The organism is Sphingorhabdus buctiana (genome assembly GCF_042680825.1).
Lineage (GTDB): Bacteria > Pseudomonadota > Alphaproteobacteria > Sphingomonadales > Sphingomonadaceae > Sphingorhabdus_B > Sphingorhabdus_B buctiana.
The window spans coordinates 1-20,758 of the sequence record NZ_JBHUEL010000001.1 but is presented as its reverse complement, the minus strand read 5'-3'; the positions used below and the strand labels follow the sequence as shown (position 1 = coordinate 20,758).

Annotated in this window: 18 protein-coding genes; 1 reads left to right on the top strand and 17 read right to left on the bottom strand. The window is 58.5% G+C overall.

From position 1 onward, the window contains the following. Positions 1-257 precede the first annotated feature (257 nt). On the top strand, positions 258-1,799 hold the full coding sequence (locus tag ACFSAG_RS00090; protein WP_381510369.1) for a Fic family protein: 1,542 nt from the start codon (positions 258-260) through the stop codon (positions 1,797-1,799). A 93-nt stretch (positions 1,800-1,892) separates the two neighbouring features. On the opposite strand, the gene ACFSAG_RS00085 is transcribed toward ACFSAG_RS00090, so the two are convergent. The 17 genes from ACFSAG_RS00085 to ACFSAG_RS00005 all read right to left on the bottom strand — a co-directional run bounded on the left by ACFSAG_RS00085 (position 1,893) and on the right by ACFSAG_RS00005 (position 20,643). Then, positions 1,893-2,810 carry a nucleotidyl transferase AbiEii/AbiGii toxin family protein gene (locus tag ACFSAG_RS00085; protein ID WP_381510367.1) on the bottom strand — a complete coding sequence of 306 codons (918 nt, stop codon included), beginning with the start codon at positions 2,808-2,810 and terminating at the stop codon, positions 1,893-1,895. 4 nt (positions 2,811-2,814) lie between these two features. Continuing rightward, entirely contained in the window at positions 2,815-3,603 is a 789-nt protein-coding gene (locus tag ACFSAG_RS00080) for a type IV toxin-antitoxin system AbiEi family antitoxin domain-containing protein (RefSeq protein WP_381510365.1), read from the bottom strand. A gap of 484 nt (positions 3,604-4,087) precedes the next feature. Beyond that, positions 4,088-7,108, bottom strand: coding sequence for a conjugal transfer protein TraG N-terminal domain-containing protein (locus ACFSAG_RS00075; protein WP_381510363.1), 3,021 nt, complete (start codon positions 7,106-7,108; stop codon positions 4,088-4,090). Positions 7,109-7,117: 9 nt separating this feature from the next. Next, positions 7,118-8,539, bottom strand: a complete 1,422-nt coding sequence (locus ACFSAG_RS00070) for a conjugal transfer protein TraH (protein WP_381510496.1) — start codon at positions 8,537-8,539, stop codon at positions 7,118-7,120. A gap of 56 nt (positions 8,540-8,595) precedes the next feature. After that, a complete protein-coding gene (gene traF / locus ACFSAG_RS00065; RefSeq protein WP_381510361.1) occupies positions 8,596-9,405 on the bottom strand; it encodes a conjugal transfer protein TraF in 810 nt (269 codons plus the stop codon). After that, positions 9,392-9,772: a hypothetical protein gene (locus ACFSAG_RS00060; RefSeq protein WP_381510359.1), complete on the bottom strand. Its 381-nt coding sequence runs from the start codon at positions 9,770-9,772 to the stop codon at positions 9,392-9,394. Before ACFSAG_RS00060 ends, traF begins: the two co-directional genes overlap by 14 nt. 2 nt (positions 9,773-9,774) lie before the next feature. After that, a complete protein-coding gene (locus tag ACFSAG_RS00055) occupies positions 9,775-11,892 on the bottom strand; it encodes a conjugal transfer protein TraN (protein WP_381510494.1) in 2,118 nt (705 codons plus the stop codon). Beyond that, positions 11,892-12,635: a type-F conjugative transfer system pilin assembly protein TrbC gene (gene trbC / locus ACFSAG_RS00050; protein WP_381510357.1), complete on the bottom strand. Its 744-nt coding sequence runs from the start codon at positions 12,633-12,635 to the stop codon at positions 11,892-11,894. Before trbC ends, ACFSAG_RS00055 begins: the two co-directional genes overlap by 1 nt. 14 nt (positions 12,636-12,649) lie before the next feature. Beyond that, entirely contained in the window at positions 12,650-13,669 is a 1,020-nt protein-coding gene (gene traU, locus ACFSAG_RS00045) for a conjugal transfer pilus assembly protein TraU (RefSeq protein WP_381510354.1), read from the bottom strand. Beyond that, complete coding sequence (locus ACFSAG_RS00040; protein WP_381510352.1) at positions 13,666-13,899, bottom strand: hypothetical protein; 234 nt, start codon at positions 13,897-13,899, stop codon at positions 13,666-13,668. Before ACFSAG_RS00040 ends, traU begins: the two co-directional genes overlap by 4 nt. 35 nt (positions 13,900-13,934) lie before the next feature. Then, positions 13,935-14,585, bottom strand: a complete 651-nt coding sequence (gene traW, locus ACFSAG_RS00035) for a type-F conjugative transfer system protein TraW (protein WP_381510350.1) — start codon at positions 14,583-14,585, stop codon at positions 13,935-13,937. Then, the gene (locus tag ACFSAG_RS00030; protein WP_381510348.1) at positions 14,582-15,100 is read right to left on the bottom strand and encodes a S26 family signal peptidase; all 519 of its coding nucleotides are present in this window, start codon (positions 15,098-15,100) and stop codon (positions 14,582-14,584) included. Before ACFSAG_RS00030 ends, traW begins: the two co-directional genes overlap by 4 nt. Then, complete coding sequence (locus tag ACFSAG_RS00025; RefSeq protein ID WP_381510346.1) at positions 15,084-15,629, bottom strand: TrbI F-type domain-containing protein; 546 nt, start codon at positions 15,627-15,629, stop codon at positions 15,084-15,086. Before ACFSAG_RS00025 ends, ACFSAG_RS00030 begins: the two co-directional genes overlap by 17 nt. Continuing rightward, positions 15,616-15,999, bottom strand: coding sequence for a hypothetical protein (locus ACFSAG_RS00020; protein WP_381510344.1), 384 nt, complete (start codon positions 15,997-15,999; stop codon positions 15,616-15,618). The genes ACFSAG_RS00025 and ACFSAG_RS00020 overlap by 14 nt, the downstream gene beginning before the upstream one ends. Next, the gene (gene traC / locus ACFSAG_RS00015) at positions 15,996-18,584 is read right to left on the bottom strand and encodes a type IV secretion system protein TraC (RefSeq protein ID WP_381510342.1); all 2,589 of its coding nucleotides are present in this window, start codon (positions 18,582-18,584) and stop codon (positions 15,996-15,998) included. The genes ACFSAG_RS00020 and traC overlap by 4 nt, the downstream gene beginning before the upstream one ends. Then, on the bottom strand, positions 18,584-19,807 hold the full coding sequence (locus ACFSAG_RS00010) for a hypothetical protein (RefSeq protein ID WP_381510340.1): 1,224 nt from the start codon (positions 19,805-19,807) through the stop codon (positions 18,584-18,586). Before ACFSAG_RS00010 ends, traC begins: the two co-directional genes overlap by 1 nt. Beyond that, the gene (locus tag ACFSAG_RS00005) at positions 19,804-20,643 is read right to left on the bottom strand and encodes a DsbC family protein (RefSeq protein WP_381510338.1); all 840 of its coding nucleotides are present in this window, start codon (positions 20,641-20,643) and stop codon (positions 19,804-19,806) included. The genes ACFSAG_RS00010 and ACFSAG_RS00005 overlap by 4 nt, the downstream gene beginning before the upstream one ends. Positions 20,644-20,758 lie beyond the last annotated feature (115 nt).

Here is a 20,758-nt window from a genome sequence, read left to right as displayed (position 1 = left end):
TTCTGTGGCGGGCGCAAGCCAGAAACATCGCCCGGACTCCGGCCAATGGGGAATGCTTCCTGCGTCAGCAGCCTGTCCCCCGAGGGCGATTTGCGATTTAGACCGCCAATACCTCGGACCGCCCTGACAGCTGCGCCATGACAATGGAGTGGTGATAAATATTCACAAAATTTGTTACATGTGATAGCGTTTCGCAGAAGGTGAAGGAGATTCGCGAGAGACGGCAGCCGAGGTGATTGATTTTCGCGGAGAAGTATATGGGTGAATGGCCATCACAGGCGGTGAACAGTTTTCGCACACGGGCGCTCCCTGAGCCTGCGACGCCAGTCGGCTATGCTGCGTTGATCGCCGCCTTTGATCTCGCCCTTCCGCTCCCGCCGCGACTGGCGGCCATCGCGGAGCGACACCATCCGGTTGCGACTGCGGACTGGCTTCTGCTTACGCCGCGCCACCGGCCTGACCCAAATCTTGCAGCCCAGCTGACCTTCGCCATCAAATGGGAAGGGATTGATCTCGCCGTTCTCGCCAAGCTCTTCCAAAATGTTGAAATCGCGACCATAACCGCTGTCATCAAAGCGACACCCACGGGCATATTCGCGCGCAGGATCTGGTTTCTCTATGAATGGTTGACCGGCAGGCAGCTGGACATTCCCGATGCGGGCAAAATCAAGTACACTGCTGTCGTCGATCAAGAGCAACAATTCTGCCTTGATCGAGGCGAACCATCACCTCGCCACAGGGTCAACAACAACTTGCCCGGTACGCCGAGCTTCTGTCCGATGGTGCGCCGTTCGCATTTGTTGGTCGAAGCGGAAGACAAACAGCTCGATGCGCAAGCACGCGCGCAAATTGGCCGGGTGCGCCCCGACTTGATCGCACGCGCTGCGGCGTTCCTACTTCTCAACGACTCGAAATCTTCCTTTGCCATCGAAGGCGAGCGGCCTTCGGGAAACCGTGCGGTTCGCTGGGGGCAAGCGATCTCCGAGGCCGGAAACAGCGCGCTCAGCATCGCCGAATTTGATCGCCTGCAGCGCATCGTCATTGGCGACGCGCGCTTCGTTCGATTGGGGCTACGCGATGAAGGCGGTTTTGTAGGAGTCCATGATCGCGAAAGCGGTGATCCCCTCCCCGACCATATAAGCGCGCGCGCCGAAGACCTAACCGACCTTGTTGAGGGCTTGGTCGCTTATGCTGCAAGAGCCCGCGCCGGGGGCCTCGATGCTGTGGCGACTGCCGCCGTGCTCGCTTTCGGATTTGTTTATATTCATCCTTATGTCGACGGAAATGGCAGGTTGCACCGATGGCTTGTGCACCACGCTCTCGCAGCTGCAGACTATAACCCCCCGGGGCTCGTCTTCCCCGTGAGCGCCGCAATATTGCGGCGCCTCGATGATTATCGCGCTGTGCTCGAGAGCTATTCCAGGCCACTTCTCCCGGAAATCGAATGGAAACGAACCGCCAAGGGCAATGTTGAGGTGCTGAATGACACTGCGGGGTTTTATCGGTTTTTCGATGCCACCGCGCATACAGAATTTCTCTATAGCTGCGTCGAACAGACCATCGTCGAAGATCTTCCAGCAGAAGTGGCTTTCCTTGAAGCCTTTGATCGCTTCAGCCAAGGTGTGCAGGAAATCGTCGATATGCCTGCTGACCGCATCGAAATTTTGCAAAAGTTTCTGCAACAAAATGACGGCCGCCTCTCGCAGCGGGCAAGAACGCGAGAGTTTGAAGCACTGACCGATGAAGAGGTGGTTCAGGTCGAGCAACTCTATGGTGATGCATTTGGGCAGCGAGAATAAGGCTCAGGCTCGGCCTAATCTGCGCGTTCTTTTCGCGTTCAGATATCGTCTGACCGGATTGCGAGGGAATTTTAGCAGGAACCGCAAGGATTATTAGCCAAACAGTACCCGCTGCAATGCCTCGACCAGTTTTCGGCGTTTGTCAGCGGGGAGATTGCTCAAATTGTGCTGCTTCCAGCGCACGGCAGGCAAGTGCGGGGCGCCCGGTATGCCGAGAAGGTCCCAGTCCGGCTCCCCTCGTTTGAAGCCGACTAGGAAATGCCGATGTGCGTCGGGCAAGTCGGCGATCATTGCCGCAATTATCGCCTCACGCGCGGCTTCAAGATCTGCAAGGGCAACGGGATCTTGCGTCATGCCAACGAAACCGCGCGCGAATTCCTCTGCCAGTGGCTTGCGGGTCGGTGCCAGGACCTCGGCCATGGGCCGGTTGTGGCTGATGAGATAGACTAGGAAAGCGCGCCGCAGTTCGTCGCTTATGCCTTCATGTGCCAACAGGTCGCGCACGTCGAACAGATCGCGCGGATGCTGGCGGTCGAGCGCGGCCACGATTTTGCCTGCATAGAGGTCAGCGAAGGACACGACCTCCATTTCGGCAAACCCGAACTCGTCCTCCACCGACGGCATCACGGGTGTCACCACTGGATCGTAAACCGTGCCGCGCAGCACAGGCGTAATTTCGATTTTGATCTGAACGCCTCCGGCGCGAACGATTAGCTTCGTGACGATTTTCTCATCCGCTGAGCGGGACGGGTTGACCTTCGCGCCGGGGATTCCAGCTTCGATCCGTTCGGCGATCCGCAGCATTGCTGCGTCGATTGCGGCAAGTGATGTGGCGTGGTCCTCGACGGGCAGATATGACAGGTCGATGTCCACCGACAGGCGCGGCATGTTACGCACGAACAGGTTGATGGCTGTGCCGCCCTTGAGCGCGAATGCCGTTTCCTTCGCCACGAAAGGAATGGTGCGAATGAGAAGTGCGACCTGCTGCCGGTAGGTATCGAGAAAGGCCATAAATTCACTTGCCTCCCAGATCGGAAGGCAAGGTTATATGGTAAGTGGGGTCGAGCCTGCCGCCTTTAACGAGGACGCGCTTGCCCGATCCGAGATCAACGCGGGACACGTCGAGCCGGGATCGCCAAGCATGGCGGTGGCGGTCGGCAAAGAACAGGAATAGCCGCTTCACTTTCACGCTGGCGCACGCTCCCAACAGGGTTTGCAGGCGGCGCGGGCTGAGGTCGCTCAGCCCTTCCATCAGGGCATCGACCTGGTGGAAACTTTCGCGCTCGGGCAACTCGTCGAGCAATTCCAGCACGGCCCGTTCCTTGCTCGAATATCGGATCGGCAAGTGCATCCCTGCGGCGCTTAACATGACGGGACTTGGCTCTGGCGGTGCATCGGCATCGCTCGGAAACAGCCGTATGCTGTTATGCCACTGGAATTTCACGTCGAGCGGCAGATCGACCAACCATGTCGGCGCTCGCTTCGGCCCGTAAAGATGGACCTCCTGCAGCTCCGCCGAGAGGTAATGCGCATAACCCAGTTGTTCGAGCGCGGTGCGCCCGCCAACGGCGAGCGGTAAATTCAGCAAGGTCTGGAGAGATATGACGGCCTGTTGCCATGTCAGCGGCGTTCGCGAACGGCGATAAACGCGCCGCGCCGGGTTATCGAGCCATCCGGCACGAACATACTGGCTACGGAGTGCCGATGAATAGCCGTGGGCTTCCAGCCAGCCAGCATCGACCAGAAGGCCCTCGGGAAGTTCCTGCTGGAGTCGGTTTAATTTGCTATCGGAACGCGTAGCCATGCTTAGTGTTTTGGCACATTCCCAAACCAATGTCTAGTTTATGATATTTGATATTTGCTAAGTTCAGCTATGCATTCTGGTAACCAGGTAAACTCCCGCTTTAGATCCCACTCGAGATTTCCCGTAATGCACATGGTTTAATCGGCAGTCGGCGTCGGAGTCGGAGTGTCAATGTCGCGCAGGTTCGGAACACCTTGCGGTGATGAAAGATAGTAGAGAATTGACTCGGAAAGTGAGGAGGAATAGCATTCAGAAGCAAGCGAGCATGGTCAATGAAACACGATCCATCAATGTATATCGGAATCGGTAAAGACGGCATCCTGCCTCTTGAGTCTGCAGATCCACTTACCCGCGATATCACCGATCCTGCCTACGTTCAGACGGATTTAGCTGGGGGGCACACTAACCAACCTCACATCCCCTATTTGGGCACAGCGGTCGTGGCAGTATTGTTTGTCTTGCTAGCCTATCTCTTTCTCACGATTTAGTTTTTGCGCCTACTGACATGGAGGTGATTGCGATCGGGCTCGTTCGGGAAAACCTCGAACTGCACGCCATAGCCCTTCCCGAGAGTATCTGAAACACCGTCAGCCCATTGCCTTCCCTGCTCAACAGTTATGGTCTTGCCTCGAAAATCGAGCCCGCGATCGTCGTAATGAGCTGAGCCATTTGTATGCGTACTATCGTTGCCCGACGTGATAACTGGCTTGGGAAGACCTAGCCGCTGCGCTTCGGACGCAACCGCCGCCATTGCCGGGATCATATCGCCATCAATGCTCTTGATATTGGTTCCTCGCTTAAGTCCAATGCCAAGTTCGCGCGCATAGGGCCGGCCATCGACATTACTCTCGGGAGCATCTGGCAGTGACGCAGCCGATCCGGGCTCGTCCACTGCAATTGACCTAATGCTTGACGCGGACGGCATACCGAGGTCAGCGTTAGAGCCCAACGTACCGATAATACCAATACCTGCGACATCGCCTAGTTCTGAAAGCTTTCGCGATCGCAAATCAGACAAGAGGTCAGCCATGACGGCAGTAACGCCCTGATCACGCCGCTGCATCTCGGTCAGGCTGAGATTTGGATTGGCGAGGTCGGGAAGGTGCAGTTCGGGCTGCTGGCGCCGCAACTCCTCATAGCGGTCCTGTACCAGATTGGAGAGGTCCGAGGACATCTGGAATCCGTTGCTTTGGGCGTAGCTTGCTTCCGCGACCAACCGGTTCCCGATTTCGCGGTAACGGGAAGCCGCGACGCGTCGTTCATCCGCTTCACTTGTGCGGCTCTCGGTGCCGGTGGCCGAACTCTCGCTGCGACTCTTATCGCTGTAGCTGGAATTCCGTGTGAAACTGCCGGAAGATGAGGTCGATGAATCCGTGGTGCCAAGTGAGAAACGACCGCTATTGTCTTCCGAATTGTCGGTTGCGCGGGTGGTGAATGTTTCAAGACCTCGGCTGTTGGTTCGCGACGACACATCAGTGTTTTCACGCCGGGCGAACACAGAACCGGAGATGCCGACATTCGCCTCCGAGCCAACAATTCCTCCAAGTGGCGTACCAATCTTTGCACTCGCTGATGCGCTACCGCTTAAGCCCGTTGTGTCGGTTGCAGAGAAAGTGCTGCTCAGGTTGTTCCCTTGGGAAATCCGCAGCCCATTATTGGTCGATGTCCGCTCCGAAACGCCGACCGATCCTTCGGTCCCACGATGCTCCCTGCGATCCTTGGTGAAGCTCGATTGCTTGCCACTTTCGCTCCGATCGCCGGTCACGCTCGAATTTGTGGAGACGGCCGAGGTGAACGCCGACTTGGAGGATGACCAAGTGGTCGATGTGCCATTCTCGATCCGGTCGGCTTCATTGAGATAGTTCTGGCCCTGCATCCGCAGGTCGCTGGCATAGCCAGCCGTCATCATTGGTTTGAACGGAAGCTGAGATATGCCACCTGAGGAGTCGATGACAGTGCGGCCATTGCCATATTCGGAATAGGTCACGCCATCACTGCCCCTGAACGAATTGCGCATCGCCCCGGCAAAATAATTGCCCGCCTCGGTCCATTGATTGGCCTGCCGGTTGTTGCCGTTGAAGTTCGAGAAGCTGACATCGCCATAAGCATAATTGCCTGTTGTGCGTTCGAGCGCTGCAGCCTCGCCGCCACTCTGGACCGACTGGAGAAACCCTGCCGCGCTGTTGGATGCTGCCATCGCCCCGCGCGCGAGCATGGCCGCGAGCGCCGGGACCGACATGATCAGGAATCCAGCAAGCGTTGCAGTGTCCTGATTGACCGCCTGGATCCCACCCCATCCTGCGAGCGAAATGCCGCCAGGGGCAGCGGCCGCCATTTCGTTTGCGATCCTGTCCATGATGAACATGTGGAGCAAAACATAGAGCGGGCCCCAGGCCGCCAGATAGAAGAAGCCTGCAAGATAGCCCTTAAGTGCCGGAATGCCGGTGCGCGGGAAGAGAAATAGAGGAAATATGACCGGGAACATCGCATAGAAGACGAGCGTGAGGACAATGTTCAGCACCGGGACCCACACCATCGCTTGCTGCGCTACCGAGGTCATCGAATTGCGGGCCTGTGTGTCGGCACGCTCAAGCGCAAAGCCATCCGCCTCGTCATTGCCGAAATCGAGCTGGGCGGCTGCAAAGGCGTCAACCAGCGACTTCTGTCGCAAGACCTCTGGAGCAGTCTTGGCGGTTCCATGCAGCAACTGGCTCACCACAGGGACATCGTTGGCCAACCGCGCGTTCGCGGCCGCCTCGGTCAGCTTGGGATAAAAGGTTCGCGCAAATTTGGGGACATTGGCGGTCAGATAGGTATTCCAGCTTTGCGTCAATGCGGAGTAGGCGTCGCGGCACGTCACATACTCGATGTCGAAAGTACCGCCCGTCTCGCGCATATATTTCTGGGCGCGGTTGACGGCGGGATTGTTGCCGATCTCTACCCACATGTCGGTGGAATCGCTGAGCGTCCGCATGCTTATATTGCCGTAGAGGATGTCGTAGAACACGCATTGCTTGAAATGCGCATCGAGATTGGCCCTAAACACCGGATCCTTGATCTCGAAACTGCGCACTTTGTCCCAAAGCCGCGCGCCATAGACGATGCCGCCATTCGAATATTGCAGCGAACTGGGCATCACGAACACTGTCTCTGCCTGGCGCGTGAAATAGTCGCTGACCTGGCTCGTGAACGAAGCCATCATACCAAGGCCCAACGGGACATTTGCAACCGTTGCTGGGGCAAGACCTGGATTGATACGGTCGGTGACCTTGATGTCCACGGTTGGCACCATCAGGCAGCTGTAAATCAGCGTTGCCTGAAGGAACCATCGGAACCAGGCCCGCCAGTCGAGATTGAATGCGGTGACAGTGAGCGCAAAAATCAGCCCCATCACCATAACAACACGGATCAGAGACTTGAACCCGCCCGAGCCGGTCCATGCTGAAACAGCATTGAACGTATTGACGAGGTAGTCACCCCCGCCGACCGTGAACACCTCAAGCATGACGCTGCCTCATTGCATTTGCGAACTGAGCGATTTCGAAAAGCGCAAAGATGCCGTCATTTGCGGTGTCATCTGCGTGCGGAGCGTCTTCTCCAGCATCTGGGTCCGCTGAATCAGCTGGAACGTCTGGTCGAACCGGTCCGCGGTCTTCGCCGATATCCCTTGCAGATTGCGCTGTGCAGCCTGCAACTGCTCGCGCCAGTCACTCAAGGATTCCTGGTCTGCTCCCTGAAAATCGGACTTGGCATTCAGAGTGATCTCGATGAACCGGCTCGCCATGGTTCCGACCAAGTCAACCGCGACAATTTCTGACAAGTCGTTGATCTGCTGGTTGGAAAGCCCGAACTCGGCAGCAGCACTCACCGTGATCATCTTATAGACGGGAATGCTCGCCATCCCCAGCAGCTGCAGTTCCGGCGTTGTGAGTGCGAGATTGGGATTGCGTGCCTTGTTGGCCATGCTGGTGATGAGCGCACGCACACGCGGCTTGATCGCCGCTCCGTTTGAAATGACCAGATCGACCTGGGTCGGATTGAGGCAGGTGGAGCGGCCCGAAAGATCGTTCCCGCCATCGCATTTCCAGCGCTTGTAGCCAACCGCGCTGGTTCCATCGAGCATGGCGCTAATCAGGGAGGCGTCTGCGGGGCCGATATAACGGATTTGCGGTCTGGCTCCGTCGGTTTCGGCTGGCACATAAATGACGGTACCGACCATGGTCATCAGAAACTCTTTGAACTCGTCGTCGAACGCCCCATATTTTCCTTGAAGCGCCTTCCAGGTGTAATTGGCTTTCATCGATGGCTGGTCTTCCATCGCGGGGTCATTGTTGGCCGACTTTATGGACTCGCGTTGCCCGCCATTGTTGCAATTCTGGCGGGCTTTGGCCCAATCGCTTGCCGCCCCTTGGCTGTTGGCGATCATTTCGCAGACGATGCTGCTCGCAGCCTCGCCTTTCCAGATGCCATTTACGAGCGTTTGGGCAGACTCGCAGCTCGAAATGTTCATCTGGTTCATCTGCTGAACCTTCTGCGCCAGCTCATCCATGACCTTGCCGATCTCGGGGGAGATGGTGTCGATCGCGAGCTTGAAGGCAAAACCGAGCGCGTTATTGGCGGTTGCTTTGAGCATCGCCACCAATTCGGCCGTGTTGATGAACGAGAAACTGCCCGCGAACAGGTCGATCCCCCCGCAACCTGCACGGGCGCGTGGTAATTGCAGGTTGAAGGGTTGCACATTCTTCTGGGGAAAGCGCGACCAGACATTGCCGAGTGAGTAATAGCCCGCGGCCTGTCCCTGATAGGCGATCGGTCCGGTGGCATTCGCTTGCACACCCATATCGCTCATGAAGGATTGCATCTCGCCATCGACACTGGCGAATGCCGGCGTTGGGGATGCGAACACCACCGACAAGGCAACCAAGCTCGCACCCATGTGCTTGGCGTAGTTTGCAATTCTGAGCCGGCGACGGCTCTTGCAGGTGTCAGACATCAATAATCTCCTCCGGCCTCGACTTGCGTCAATTGGAACACGCGATCGATGATTTCGTCCTGCGACAGGATGCCGTAGCCGATGGGCATGGGTTGCTTGGTCACACTGTCGAACAAAACGAGCGCCGGGACCTGGCGTTGATCGCCGAGCCCGAGCCGCTCATACTGACCGGAGTCGACCATATAGTTGGGAAAGACCGCAGATGGGCCGCCGTCCATCGACACGGCGAGGACCGACAGTCCATATTTGTCGCTGACGGCCTTGAGAATTGGCGAAAAAATGTCGCATGCGCCGCACGACGAAGAGTAGAAATAGAAGACGCCGTAGCGCTGCGACAATTGCGACAGGATGATATCGCGATCGACCTTGCGTTGGTCGAGCCACGCCCTTTTGCCGAGCGTCGAGACGGGACGCTGGAGTGTATAGTCGAGGCCAGGATCTTGCCACAACGCGCGCTGCCAGACGTCTGCAAAGAGCGACGATCGATCAAGTTGTTCGCGCTGGAAACGGACATAGGCGGTGACATTTTCCGGCGAAGGATCGAGAATCGCTGCCGCCTTCATCTCTTCGAGCTGGCCAGTGATCGCCGCGAGCCGCGCTTTGGCGGAGACCATTGGGGGGGTCTGCGACGGCTTGGTTTGAGGCTTCGGTTTTTCGCAATAGAACCAGGTTCCGAGCTTGCGCTCAGCGCAGTAGAGCGCATCTTCCTGGTGCCTGACCTCCACACCATCTTCGACGCTTGCCGCGATCGGGCTCGAGACCAGCAAGGCAACAATCACGGCTGTCGTGCACAGTTCACCCAACTTCATGATCAAGGCTCCTTTCAAAATCCTTCATGATCGACATGAACACCCCGACATCGAGGAAGCGCTGTCCGCGGTCGAGCAGCCGGATTACGGCGGCATACACACCCTTCACCGCCTCGCTGCCGGGATCGGCAATGGCGTAGACGCCCGCATCGGCGAGAACCCAGCCACGCGCCGTGACCGAGGTCAATGTCGGCCGCAGTTCAGCGACCCGAAGTTTGCAATCGAGCCATCCGGACACTTCGCGCGCGATAACGGTCGAGGAAGAAGGGCCACAACGACACAGGGCCATGCCCACAAGAAACTCGGTCACCGACATGTCGGTGACCAGACCGTGACGACCCAAAGGGATGATGTTCCTGTCTGCCACGCTCAATTCCTGCCCCCATGATTGGCGTAATAGGCTTCGATCTTGGCCTGGATGTCTGACAGGGCTGCGGCTTCGTCCGGGAGCCGCGCTGCATCCTGAAACTCGGCATAGACTTCGCTGAAGTCCATGACCGATAGATCGAGTTGCTGAAACTCATAGATGGTGAAGCCTTGACAGCTTTCGGTCTTGGGCGCCCCCCACGGCTTCCCAATTTGCGGCCCCCCCTGTTCCTGCAAGATCCGGCTGATCTTGGACTGGAAGCAGCAATAGGCATCCTTGCGGGTTACGCAGATGCCGAGCACCCGGTCGGAACAATAGGTGCCAACTTTGTGGCAGAGACCCTTGTCGTCCTTCTCGTCGAGTTGGCGTTCGGCCGCGTTGCACAGAAACGGCGTGAGCAACGGAACACCTTTGCCTGAGCAGCAATTGCTCAGGCCGAAAACCTTTTTGTGGCAGGTCTCGCGGGTGCCACGAAACAGGGTGAGCGTATTTTCATCAAACTCGGCATTGGCCTGGCCCAGTGCATTCAAAGCAACGACCGCGTCCTTGAATTCGGTCGACGCTTCACGTTCAATCGGTTCGCAATCGCCGTTGATGCAATAGACATCGTCGCCACAGATATATTGCGCCGGCTCCGGCGTTGTTCCGGGAATTGGGCAGCGATAGACCCGTTCGGAGACTTGGCACGCGCCGTCTGCAGGATCGTCGAGGCAGATCTCGCGATCGAGCACGCAGGATGGTTTGGATGCAAGCGCTGTACAGTCATTGCCGCCACCAACGATCGACTGGCATTGATAGGTTTTGGAATATTCCCAGCAGCTGCGTGTGATTGCGACGCCGTTTATGATCCGCGTTTCGTTGACGCCTGCTGTGCACTGCTCGCTTGCGTAGGTGCAGTGCGCGGGATCAATATTGCATGGCGGCTCGGTCCAGCTTTCGGTGAACCACTTCGAACTTCTGCGTTCCGCGACCGCGCCTGCAATCGCCGAAGAGCATTGGTAAATCTCTTCAGGCGCGGCAAATTCGGCGCATATCAGGTACCCGCCGCTGAAGGGGTCGCCAACGAAATCAACCGTTTTGCAGAGCGTGCGCTCGGAGACGCCCGCAGCTGAAGGTGAAGATCTGGTACAGGTTGGGCTTGCCGCCATTGGCGCGCAGGACTGGAGTCCGGTTTCATAGCCGTTGATGAAACCAAAGACCGGATCGACGTTGAATGCGCCCGTCAATCCTTCATTGTTGCAACGATAGACAGAGTCGCTGACCTCAAACGCCCCGGGTGGCGGGGGTAGGATCGTCGTGCCATAAAGGTAGACATTGGGATCGCTGATCGGCGTCGCACAATCATAGTAGTCGATGGTGATGCCAAAATCCGGAATAGGAAAACTCTGCGTGCGGCGGCACTGCAAGTTGCCTGCGAGCGAGCCACAATTGTCAAATCCGCCACCATAGGCGCACAGATATTGATAGGCGGTCCCGTTCCACTCCTCGACACTCAGGCTGCGCCGGCAAGACTGCGGTTGATCGATTACCGCCGAGCCGATGTTGCACGTCCATTCGGCATAATTTGTGCTGCCGCCGCCGGGCGGCAAAGGCACACAGCTGCCCGTCCCCGACCCCAAATTTTCTCCCTCGAGATAGTCCTGTGGTGCATCCTCAATCGCAACAGCGCGCGCAATGTCGGTAGGAGCGATCGCTACGACAGGGCGGTTGGGGTCGTTGGCGGTTTGGTAAGCCTCATTCGACAGGCTGGCGACGACGCCATCTCCCGACAAGGCGTCGGCATCATCATAATAGCGAGCTTGGGCCGGAACACCGTCCTGATAAAAGGGAATCTGCCCTGCCGCCCCGGGCTTGAGCGGAATGTCTTTGTAGCTTTCGCGCAATTGTGAACCGATCGCCTTTGCCTCTGCTTTGGCTTCGGCATTTGTCATCGGAAGCGCCGTCGCTGGCGGAGGCGGATTGCCAGGTAGGGGCAAGCCGGGATCGATATCTGGCTCCATGACAATGGGCTCCACCGGGTCGACCGGCGGCGGAACATAGATCGGACTTTGCGACCAGAGGGGCTGGCCAGGAAGCAGGGCAAGCAGGATTGCCGTCCAGACGAGCGCACCGACCCTCATCAATTTTGCTTTCGGTATCGGGCAAGCGCGACCCCGGCAACAGAAGCACCAGGCCCGCGGCCATCGACAAAGGACTCGAGAGCATATTCAAGCGTGACATTGCCAATCATGCGGTCATGCGCCGGCACAGCCGATGTGCAGTTCAATCCTGAGCACAGCTCAAAATCGGTCGACACAGCAACAAAGGTAGGGGCTGCCGATACTTTGAAGGCACGAAACAGTCGCGGATCGATCGCAATTTGCGCCTGCTGCTCTGGTCCGCTCAGGACTGACTGCATTCCTTTCACAAAGGCTTTGGCGTCATTGCCAGGAAAGCCGCGAAAAACGACTACGCCCCCTGCCCGCGTTGTATCAACGATCAAACGCGAGAGCGCTTCACGAGGCATCGACAGGCTTGCAAAGACAATGAAGAGTGGTCCGCTGCCGTCAGGGGCGTCGGCATTGGCTGCGGCACCTGCAACAAGGGCATCAAAATCAATGTCGCCGGTTGGGCCTTTGGGCAAATCCTCGGGCCGGATATTGGCGAGTGCTGCCATGCCGTTTGACTGTATCTCCTGCGCTTCTCCCTCAAAAGCCTTGCCGCGATCGAGGACGCCCGCGACAAAATCCTCAGCTTCCTTCATCTCTGCTGCGGTCTTTGCCTTGATGGCGGTCCCATCGATGCCTTCGACATTCTGGGCGACGGCGGCAGACACCAGTGCGATGCCGAGAAGGGCAGCGGCGGATCCAATTGCTGACTTCATCGGTCCCTCCCCCTTCACAGCATGCAGCAATTGCGTTTGCGCCAGACCAGATAGCCAAAATCCTCGCCCTTCACCGGATAGGCTTTGCCTGTCTGCGGGATGATGGTGGTGGCGCCGATCGGTGCACAGGCGTATCTGCCGCTTGTGGTTGAGACCGGATTGGTCATCTGCAAACGATATTGCTGCTTGCGCATCACCGGCATCAGATATTTGCTGCAAAGCGCCTTCGAGCCCATGGTACCCCAGGCCAATGCCTGGCGATGCACCTTGTAGAGCATACGTTCAGCAACCAGCCGCGAAGCCTGTACCTGGGTTACATGGGCCGCGACATGGCCATTGAGCGGATACATTCCGCCATTGCATCCGGCACACCAGAAGAGCTGGTCGATTGGAAGTTTGCGCGTAGACTGGACACAATCAGCGGCACAGGCTGCGGTCGCAATCGGATTGGCAAAGAGCGCAACTTCAGGGTTGATGATCGAGGTGAGCGACGAGTCTTGCCATAAAGGATCGAGTTCGGTGACATAGGCGACATCGAAACTGCTCTGCTCGAAGCAGAGAAAGTCGACCAAAATTTCCATCCAGTAAAGCAATGGATAGATGTAATAATGCGATTGCCACTGTGACGAGTTTTGCGTCTTGCCGCCGATTTGTGAGCGGCCCTGGACATGGCCATGGCCAATGTCGAATCCCGGATCGAGCTTGATCCCGCCAAGATTGGGAAAACACCAGGGCTTGTTGGTGACATCGACAAGCCGCACCGGTTCCCAAAACCCGACCGAAATACCGATGCGCGGGACCGGGCTGCCACAGGCGCAGATGGGATTGGCGGGGTTTTTGGGATCGGGTCGGTCGCCCTTCCAGATGTCAAGGCCGCCGATCGACAGCGGGAAAAGGCAGGACCAGCAGATATCGGTGATCGGGTTCACAAATTTGCCGTGACAGGTCACATTCTGCGCCTGTGCGGGCGCCGCAACAAACGCTGATATGCACGCCAGTGCTGCCCAAACAGGCTTGAAAAGACGCCCGATCATGCCTCAGGCTCTTTTGCATTCCATGCCGCATCAGCACGGTTTTTGGCGGTGAAGTAGACCCAGCCGATCCACAATGTGGCGATCGCAAGCAGGATAACCGCGACCGAAGCCCAAAGGCCAATTATCCCTGCCCAGAAGCGGATCAGGCCGACGCCCACGCACAGGCAGGCGCACAGCGTGACCCAAGCCCAGCGAAGCCTGCGCAATGCAGGTGTTTCGGGGGCAGCCATGGGCGTCGCCATAAATTCGAGGAGCACATGCCGTCTCATGTCGGAGATACTCCGATCGGCGTTTCACTTATACTGAGCATGTCGCCTGCGGCGGTGACGACCGCAGGCGTGTGCCGGATACCGAACCGACCGGTCAATTGCCCGCCCTGGTCGAAATAGAAGCGGCGCTGGTAGGGCTTCATCAGGTCGAAGGGAGAACCATCGACAAAGATGATCTTTGCTTTCAAAGTGCTCCACCGCGCGACCGCCCAGTCGACCTGCGCCTTTTCGCGACCGTCGACGAATACCAGATCCTGTGTCAGCTTGACGAAAGCCATCGGGTTGACGCGTTGCCCGCGTGTTGCGATGACATTGCCCTTATCGTCGCGAATGTCCTCTGTGACGACGGTGGACGGATCAAAAAGCCATGCGCGCTTTTGCGTCGCTGCGCTGAGCCCGGCGACGGGTTTGGGGCGCCGGACACTGGCGACGGCCTGTTCGCGCATTTGCGCCTGGAGGGCTTCGAGTTTCCCCGACGATTCCAGATTCCTCAGCCGGGCCTCTATCGTCGTGAGCAAATCCTGCTCGATGATCGGGAAGGTTTCGCCCATCTGACCAAAGTCATGCGCTTGGACATGGGCGGCGAATAAGAGCGCGGCAGTGCCGCACAAGGCAAACACTGAGGCGATGGCGATCTTGTTTTTCACAGGATCGCCTTTCCGGTGCCGATAATCTGGCGGCGGCACACAAAGCCAATATCGGCATAGCGGCTGTCGAGCCCATCGCGGTGCGGCGTCGCCATGAAATAGCATCCATCGGGGATCACGCCGGTGGGCCCCGGCAGCAGCCTCTCTCCGAACCGCGACGCGGGTTTCAACATCGCCACGGGTTTGCCGTTTACAGCGACAATATTGCTAGAACGGCTCACAACATCGCCCGCGACACCATAGACGATCTTGCCAAATGGTGGCGCTGTGCGCCCGAAATGCCTGGACACAAGCGCAGTTTGGGGTGCCCGGAAAAAGGCAAGGTCGCCTTTTCTCGGCATCTGCCCGCTTTCAACAAAGAAAGCCCAATGCGCGAGTGACGCACTGCTGTTGATGAACAGCGCGTGACCGTCGCGCCAAGCCCCAAGCATCTGTGTGCCTGCCAGCACGGCAGCAAGCAGTGCAATGCTCAGATAGCGGCGCTTGTGGTCGGGCAGCTTAGTTGCGCGGTCCATTGCCAATCCCCACCGGCGGCAGCATGGCCGGATCGGCCATTGCCTGCTGCATCGCGCCCATCACACTGGCGGCCTGGGCCTGGGCCGGTTGCGGCATCTTCACCTTGGCAAAGACCTGCTTTCGCACTTCGGCCGTGATATCGGGGACGTCACCCGCCAGCACGGCCTCACCGACCAAGATGATCTGGCCCTTTTGTCCTCTGGCTTTGAGATTGCCTTCAACCTCGGCCATGAACGCCTTGGTTTCTGCCGTGACCTGGTCGGGCGGCGTTGCCGAACGCGCCTGTGCCTGGACATATTCGCCGACCATCGTTGACAGCTGAATACGTGCCATGGGGGCGATATGCTCTTTGCTGACCAGTTCGCGAGTGACCCATGCGCCCCAAAGTCCCGTGCATACGAGCGCGCAGACAGCCGCAACCGGGACCCAGCTGATGGAATGCGCTGTGGTTGCAGCAGCTATCGTCGTCACGCCCTCAAACAGGGGACCGTCACCCGAAACCGGCGTTCTAGGTTTACTTGCTGACATCACTTATCTCCTTCTTGTCGGCAAAAAGGGGCGGGAATGAATGCCGCCGGAAAAACCCGATCAGGGCAAAAAGGGCTGCACTCAGGCCGGCAAGGTCCGCTTCAAACCGCGCCTGCCGCGCTGCGTCTGCAGCGAGGAAACGGTCGCCGAAATTATCGAAGTGCAGGATCAAACCGGCCAGGCTGAACTTTCCGAGCATCCAAAAGAATGCGACATAGACCGCGACGACACAGCAGGTGGTCACCACCACCCAACCCGATAGCCGCAACGCCAGATAGCAAAGGTCCGCGACGCGGATGCCGTGGAGCAAAGAGAAGCGAGTCCCCTGCCCTGCGGCCTGCACTGGCGTTGTTGCAGCCTGGGCGCTCATTCTGCCGCCTCCAGGAACTCAGCCGCTGGCTCTGGCTGATGATGCGGGAAGGCAACCCGTTCGATCGCGTCGGCAAGGGGAACTCCACTTTTTACCAGCGCTTCAATGTCGGCAAATATCCTCGGGCTCGACGAGTAAAGCGTCGCCGAATAGGGATCGAGGACAAGGCGGCCCACCGCCAGCGTTTCGGGCCCTTTGATCAGCACGTCGGAATACTCGACCCCGTTGCGCTTGAGCGATCGGAGCAACGCCTCGGTATAATGATCCATCTCGAACCGCTGGTGTTTGGCGAGATCATTGATGGTTTCCTCCTTTTGCTGGAGAACCACCGACCAATCCGAATTTTCAAGCGCGGCGAGCGAGCCTTCGGACTTGTAGAAATCATTGAGCGATTGGGTGGCCGTGATCAGCGAAGAGCCATATTTACGGCAGGTTCTTGCATAGGTCTCGATCGCCTGCCCCATCTGGCCACCACCCAGCAGCTGCCAGGCCTCATCGATCATCATCGCCTTGGGGATAGACCGGTCCATCTGGCGCATCACGCGCAGCGACAGGAACATGAGTGCTGTCAGCGAGACCGACCGCAACTCAGGCTTGGAGGAAAGGTCCGACAGCTCGAAGACGGTGAGCCCTGCGCTCAAATCGATCGAGCAGGGACCATCGAAAAATTTGCCATAGGTCCCGCCCCGCACAAAGGGTGACATCGCGTCGGCAAGGTCATTGGCATAGGGTGACGGCTGTGATCGAAGTGCCGCAACAACATCGTCAATCGTTCCTTCGCGCTTGCGAGCGTTCCACACCTGGCTAACCGCAACATCGATCAATCCGCGCTCGGTGTCACTCAATCGATCCTGCTGCCGTGCCATCTGGCCAATGATCGATTTGAGCATTGCCAGGCATTCGATCTCATAATCCTCGCCATCTTCGGCATGATCGAGTGCATCGACGTCGATCATGTCGAATGGGTTTAAAGAAAAGCCTGAAGAGAGTCTGAACTCGACAAAGGCGCCGCCAAAGGCGCGGGCCATATGCTCAAACGAACGGCCGTCATCGATGACAATGACTTTGGCACCGGCTCCGGCCATGGCGGCGCAGATGTCCTGCAGAAAGACCGACTTGCCCGAGCCCGATTTGCCGAACACCGCTACATTGTGGTTGCCCGCTGCGTTCTGGAAAGGCGACCAGAAGAAGGGCTGACCGCGCCGCCCGATCAGCAGGACATGCGGAATGGCGCCACCCGAATATTCGCCCTGGATGGGAGCAATTGAGGCGGCGGTTGTCGTCAACATCGTGCGGAACCGCTTCATTCGCGCCAAGTCGGTACTCAGCCCGTTAGGGAGAGACAGTGGCATCACCGCGAGCAACCCCATCAGCTGCAAATAGCGCTCGTCGATCAGGTCCCAGCCGGCACCCTTATAGACGCTCTTGAGCATCCGTTCGTTGATGTCGCCACGGCCGAGCGGCGACAGCGCTCCGACGCCATAATAGGCCTGGCACAGCTTCCGGCCCTGGCGCATCTCTTGCTGGACATGCTGCCACTCGTCGCGCTGGTCGGCGAGCTGGGGGAGGAAGCGTGCGGATTTGGTGTCTGCAAGGCTGGTCGTGCGCATCACCTTGAAACCGGCCTTGGAAGTGGCCGATTCCTCATCGGGATAGGTAAGCCCCAGGACCGTCATCACGTTACAGCCGAAGCGCAGCTTGTCATTGATCATGTCGCCGATGATCTTCTGGACGTCCCATGGCGCCCACTGCTTTGGAAAATTGCGAACCGAAAAGAAGCGCCAGTCAAACTGGTCGGGGATGATTTCGCCAATGATCGGTACGCCATCGATCCTTTCGCCGGTCGCGCGGAAGCGTTCGGCGTGAAAGAGCAACCGGTCGGGCGTGACCTGTGTCTCGAGATCGCGGCGCACGCATTGATAGGCGATCGGATCGAGCTCGCTATAGGTCTCGGGCTTGTCGCCATTGTCGACAGCTGCGCACAGAAAATCGTCAAAATAGCCGATAAGCTCCACAGGCGAGACGTCGCGGTGGGGGATGCTGAGGGCCTGTAACGTGCCGTACAGACTGTCGCGGACGCTGGACAAAGTCTCGGGCGTCACACCCCCGTCCAAGGGTGCACCAAGACTGATGAAGACCCGGTGATTCCTCAAATAAAAGGGTGCATCGCGCGACAGCGATTCCCAAGCGCCGCGCCGAAGCCAGCGCGCGCGATGTTGGGCGGCGCGTCCGTAAACACCTTTGGCGACGATCCGCGGCATCACCCAGTCAGCGATTTTTTCACCGATACTCGGGCTTTGCCAATGGATGAACTGGATGTGGCAACCCGAAGGCACCGCATCGGACAGAAATTGGGTGAGTATTTCGCCGCTTTTCTCGTCAGCCCCCATCATGGGAGCCGTTTCGAGCACAAAGCCGAGCGAGTCGGTGTTGACGAACATCCGTGTGCGCGTGTCGTAGGAGCGATAGGGCACCCAGCTTGCCAGCATAGGCGCACCCAAGCGACCGCGTTCGCCTTCGGGCTGGGCGCTGTCACCAAAACACATGGTGAGGAAACGATCCCAAAGGCCGGCGCCCTGTGGCATCAGTCCTGCTCCACCGTACCGGGAAAGCTTGTGGGTTGGTTCACAACTGCTGGTTGCTCATCTACTGGGCGTTTGGTCTTGGGTTTGCTGTCGCCGCTCAATTCGGTTTCGCGGGCCGGTAGCATTGAGTCCGGTCCGACCGTCGGCATCGATTGAGGATTCTGGGTCAAACCCCCAGCACCCAGCCCGGGCCCGGCAGCGACCGATTGTGCTTTGCCGCTTAGCTGCTCGTCGACGGCAGCCTTGATCTCAGCTGGCGTCGTCGGCCGCCGCCCAAGACCGCGCGCACGCGCCGCAGCGACGCTTGCGGGATCGGGCGCGCGTGCATCCACGCCCCCTCCATCCGGTTCCTGTGTGCTGGGCCCGCCTTGAACCCGCGCCAGCGACCAACCCGCCGAACCTGCCTGGGAATCGCCGTGCTCCGCAGGGAGGGGCGCAATCTGAGCCGCCTGCTCACGCGACATGGGTGTCGGTGCTTGCGGTCCAGGGCCAGCAGCGCCGAGCTCCATCCAGCCACCTGCGTCGGCAACTGCATGGACCACTCGGGCTTCATGGAGATAGCCGCGCTGGTCGACATAAGAAGGGAAGACAACTTTCACAACGCGCCGATCACGATGCACAACGCCGTTCGCCGCTGTAATGATCTTACCCTCACCGCGAATGTGCGGCTGTGGCCATCGACCCGAAGACGGCGTCATTGGACGCGCATTCTGAATGGTGGCAAGAGCCGCATCGTCAATCACCGTCGACGGGGCACAGGTGCCGCCAGGCGCCGAGCATGAAAAATTTCCTTTCACATTTCCGCCGAATAACGTCGCACAGGCAGCGAGCGGCAACGCCGCAAGGCAGGCCGCAACGGCGCCGCCTCCACGCGCGAAGCGTTTTCCGTCACGCGACACCGGCGATGGCGACACCGCGCTGGCGATGCGCCAATAGGCATGGGCTTCAACGGTCGTCACCCGAGCGTGCACACAATGCAGCAACCCGCGCGATTGGTACGTCAACGCCGGATTGAGCCTCGCCATCTGTTCCGCGCCGAGGAATTGAACGCGGCTAGGGTCGTGGCTCGTGACGAGGGGCGCTTCCGCACAAACGGCCCGCCACAATGCTACAGCCTGAGCTTCGTTCAAGGCCGGGCGCGACTGCGTAAGACGCAGGCCCGACCGCGCAGCGATCGCGTCTGCAAGGCGTCGGGTTTCGGTGCGAGAGAGCAACCGGCTCATGACCTGACCTCGTTCAACCACTTCGCGATATACTCTTTGGGACGATAGCCCTCGATCACCGCACCATCCGAGCGCACCAGTACCGGCGTACCCGAAATCCCATTGTCACGCGCAAAACGCTCATTGGCATCAAGTGCCGAGGTGTCGCAATTGCGTGTCTCTGGGATGTTCTGGCCGGAATAGGCAGCCTTCAGGGCTTTGCGGCGGTCACGCGCACAAAATACCTGGTTGGCAATGGCGCGGCTGCCGAGAATGGAAATCGGCCGTTCCATGACGCGGACGTCGAGTTGCTCGAGCGTGACGGTCAGTGCTTTGCAATAGCCGCACGAAAAGTCCGAAAAGACGGTGACCGTCTTACCCGCCGGATTGCCCCAAATGATCGCGCCCGCCTCGGACAGGCTGGCGAGCGACAAGGTCTTGGCCATGCCTCTGCCCATGGCGCTGTTCTGGCCCCGCAATTGTGCTTGGCTGGTCTCCGCTTCACGGCGTGAACCCGCAGCGCCACCGATCAGAAGATCGGGATTGACGTCGACCAGCCGGGCCGCCGTCAGATCCTGGCGGGTTTCGAGGTCGAATATGCGCCCGATCATCAAATAGCGCGCGCCCTGATCGATGTAGAAGATTTGCGAACCAGCGGTGACTTCGCAAACACCGCTGACAATTTGGCAGTTGATCCGCGAAACCTGCGTTTTGGGAAGTCGCTGCTTTAGCTGGGCAAGCACGGACTTGTCCGTCTCGGATGCCACATATCCGCTGGTGTTCGATGCCAGGACGAGCGATGCGCCGCTTCCCAGAAGCGCTGCGGCCAAGCCCCAGGTAAGTTGCTTCCACTTCATTGTCACTCTCCTCAACCGCTGATGAACACGCCTTCCAAAAACACGATTGGACTTGTAACGGTTTTGCGCCGGTCACCTGAGCGTTTAGAGCTCGCAATAGGAGACCGAAGAGATG